Origin of the sequence: Roseovarius sp. D22-M7, assembly GCF_037083785.1 — a bacterium.
Lineage (GTDB): Bacteria > Pseudomonadota > Alphaproteobacteria > Rhodobacterales > Rhodobacteraceae > Roseovarius.
Genome location: NZ_JBAPKY010000129.1, coordinates 1 through 3250 on the forward strand (window position 1 = coordinate 1; position 3250 = coordinate 3250).

Consider the following 3250-nt stretch of genomic DNA (forward strand, 5'->3'; position numbering starts at 1 on the left):
TCGACGCAACTGCGGACGAGGAACCCGGTCCCGAGTTCCTCGGCCAGGCAGTAGAGCTCAAAGATGTCGCTTTCCCGATCGCCGATGTGCACACAACGCTCGGGCGCGCCCGTCAGTTCGGTGGAGCGGCGCAGGTTGTCGAGCCAGCGCATGCTTTCCTTTTGGTCAATCGGCACCCGGGTGGGGTTGATCCGGCGCTTCAGCGCAGCGGTCCCCTTGAACTTGTCCCGCGACCAGAACTTGGCCGCCGTCAGCCCGAGCGGCAGCCCGTCCGGCGTGATCGCCATGCTGGCATGCATCAAAAGCCCGCAGATCGCGTGTTTCTGGTGGCGACCTTCCTTGAGCTTGCGTCCGGTGGATATCTTCGTGAACCCCACCTTCTCCGGAGCCGAGCGCTTGAAGGAGAATTCCGTCGTGTCCTGAAGGATCAGGATGGGACCGTCAGTGGCCCGGATGCGCAGGGCCGACGCGGCGAAATGGCCCTCGAGTATCTTCTCCTCGCTGACACTGTCGTTCGAGACGAAGCGGTAGGCCGCCTTGGTATTCGACCAGTCCTGAAACGCCGTGGGCAGCGATTTCCCCGGCCGCTCTCCAAGAGGCTCAAGCATCGTCCCAAGGCGCCGGTTCAACCGGTCATCCCCCAGATCACACCCGGCGGTTTCTTTTTCCACCCAACTCTGCCCCATGCCTGCACCTCGATCCATTCGGTGCACCATGACGAATCACGATCGTATCGAAGCCAGCAATGCCAAGTCTGGTGGATGATTCAAGTTGCCACACGACTTGTGGGTAACTGCAAGCTCAATCGGCCGGTTACTGAGTTTCTCCATGGAGACTATGAACGAGTTTCTCACGCGTTTGGGCGTTGAGGTGCAGCAGGCCATCCGCAACACCGCATCGACGACTTGCTTCCTTGGAACTTTCAGCCGTCAAGCTGAAACCCGGTGCCCTTCAGACGCCGCTTACGGTAATGTGGAGAAATATGCTTCTCCCCGAGATAAGTAAGCCGATCACAATTCGTCTTTTGGATCTTCTTGGGGGTTACTGCGACTTTGATCTGCTTTTGCCGCAAGTAAATTTTCCCAGCATATGTAGACGATTTTTAATCTTTGGGTCTCCTCTGTGGGAGGAAGGGCGTCAAGCTCTGCATGAAGCTCGGAGACGATTTTCGCCATTCTATCGTACATATATTCCGACATACCTCACCATACTGGATCGCTACTCGACACTCAGAAACTCATCTTACACCCTCTTCGTCAAATATTTCTAAATCTTTAACTTTATTTTCGATATTTCAATGCATTACATGTCATCATGTTCAAAATTCTTCAGTGTTGCATGTTTGCAACCAACCCTCTGGCGCCCCGTCATAGGGTGGCGCGGCCTCTCTTTATAGGGAGGTGAGGTTTTCAGCGAAAAGCTGGCTTTTCTATGCGCTCTGAAGTAAGTTAAGCCTCAATTACTTGGATGTTCCTTTGGGTGAAGTGCCAAAACCACCTCTTCTTTTGAGAGATCGGATGGTGGCCCAGTACAGCAGGTTCCTGCACCCCAAGTGATGCGTCGCTGCTCTTACATGAACTGGCCCCATTTTCGACCGAACACCTGGGCCTGAACCAGGAGGCTTAGGCATATCCCTAAGTGTCACATCCCGCGTGATTGTAGGGCCGCTTCTTGCATAGCCCCGGCTTGTCGCGATGCCAGTCCTTGAGGGGGTCGACGGGCGTTCTATGACCTGCTGACCTAAGCAGCCAGATTTTCCCGACATAGGACGTTGTCAGTGAGGACCCGCTTGATCCTCATCGGCGCCGCCCGGTCGAGGTCGCGCAGGAACCGGCGGGCGTTGGCTGCCGTCTTCGCGGGATAGATACGGACAAAAACCCGGCGAGTGGCGCGGTCGATCGTCACGAACAAATACCGGCGTCGTTCCTCGTCTGCCATTTGCGGCAGGTCAGTCGACATGCAGGTAGCCGGGCTCGTAGGCCTTGAACGGCTTGTGCGCGGGCTTCGGTGCTTTCGGCTTCAGATCCTGCAGCCGCGACACGCCATGCCGCCGCAGGCAGCGGTCGAGCCCAGAACGCGAGACGCCCGGGTTGAGGAACTCCCGCACCACCGCGAGCAGGTCGTCGAGCGGCAGCAGGAGGGTCCTGCGAAGAGAGACGGCGACAGCCTCCTGTGCGGGCGTCAGCGTCGTCTACAGCCTGTGTGCGGTATGACTGCGGTCGTGAACGCTGTCCCGCTTGCGCCATTTCCAGACGGTCTGCTCGGAGATGCCGTATCACTCCGCCAAAACTCAGGCCGGCTCAGTGCTCGCCTGGATCGCGGCCCGGATCTTCGGCGTCATCGACGCTTGCTTGTGAAGAGAAATCAGCATGTTCGCCCTCCGTCCCGAACCTCGCGCAGGATCGATCTTGCCATGAAGAGAGCGTGCCGGCGAGGGTCTATGTGATCGTCCGGGACCCTACAACTATACCTTAATATTAGATAATTTGGCAAAAATCCGCCTGAATAAAATTTCCACATTGCAAAAAATAAACAGAGTACTAACGATTATTATGATAAATAATGAGGAGCCTGTCTTGGGGAAAGATCGTAAAAACATTTGCACTCTTTGAAAATGAAACTTCCAATATTTGGAAACTCCAAAAGATTATCATGATGTCAGACTCTCTGGCAATTGCCGAAATCATCAGGTTGCGAGAAGAGCTTGCCAAGGCTCGTCAGGACTTGGCTACAAGACAACTCGCACCGTCTACTCCCACTAAAGCCGACGACCCTGCGCAAATCATTGCGATTGCAGTTGATGCGATTCATGCGGCTTACTGGACGGCCTGCGAGAGAGAACGTAAGGCCTTGGACCCAGAAACACTGGAGGTACCGAATGGCTTTCTGGACGCCGCTTTCAAGGTCGCAGAGATGGTGGAAACCACAGCTAAGGAACGTGGCGTATCATGGGCTGAAGCACGCATACTGGTTGGGTGAATAGGTTTGGCAGACCCGCGGGTATGTTGCGCTGTGGTGCTAGGTGGATGATGTTCATATAGCTGCTCCATCCCGGATTATCACATTTCCCCTCGGCGATCGGTCTTGTTCATGGCAAAGTCGGTGCTGACGGACATGCGGATCTTGGTAGATATGGTCGATCCGCTGGGTGTTGAACGTAAGCGCCAGCTGGGCCCCACGGGCTTTTCAGCTTGACGTCTGGAAGTTCCAAGGGAGGAGTTCGTCGATCCGGTTTTTCGGATGGCCGGCG

Annotated in this window: 3 protein-coding genes and 1 pseudogene; 1 reads left to right on the forward strand and 3 read right to left on the reverse strand. The window is 55.5% G+C overall.

Going from position 1 to position 3250, the window contains the following annotated elements; translation table 11 throughout:
- Positions 1 to 716, reverse strand: a 716-nt coding sequence (locus V8324_RS21400; RefSeq protein ID WP_336421917.1) for an IS4/Tn5 family transposase DNA-binding protein, incomplete at its 3' end; no start/stop codon positions are given.
- Positions 717 to 1770: 1054 nt separating this feature from the next.
- A pseudogene (locus V8324_RS21405) lies at positions 1771 to 2371 on the reverse strand (IS481 family transposase); the annotation flags it as partial.
- A gap of 191 nt (positions 2372 to 2562) precedes the next feature.
- Here V8324_RS21405 and V8324_RS21410 point away from each other — a divergent pair.
- Complete coding sequence (locus V8324_RS21410; RefSeq protein WP_336421918.1) at positions 2563 to 2979, forward strand: hypothetical protein; 417 nt, start codon at positions 2563 to 2565, stop codon at positions 2977 to 2979.
- Between the two features lie 80 nt (positions 2980 to 3059).
- Here the strand turns inward: V8324_RS21410 and V8324_RS21415 are convergent.
- Positions 3060 to 3250 (reverse strand): hypothetical protein (locus tag V8324_RS21415; protein WP_336421919.1); only part of this gene is annotated, 191 nt, incomplete at its 5' end.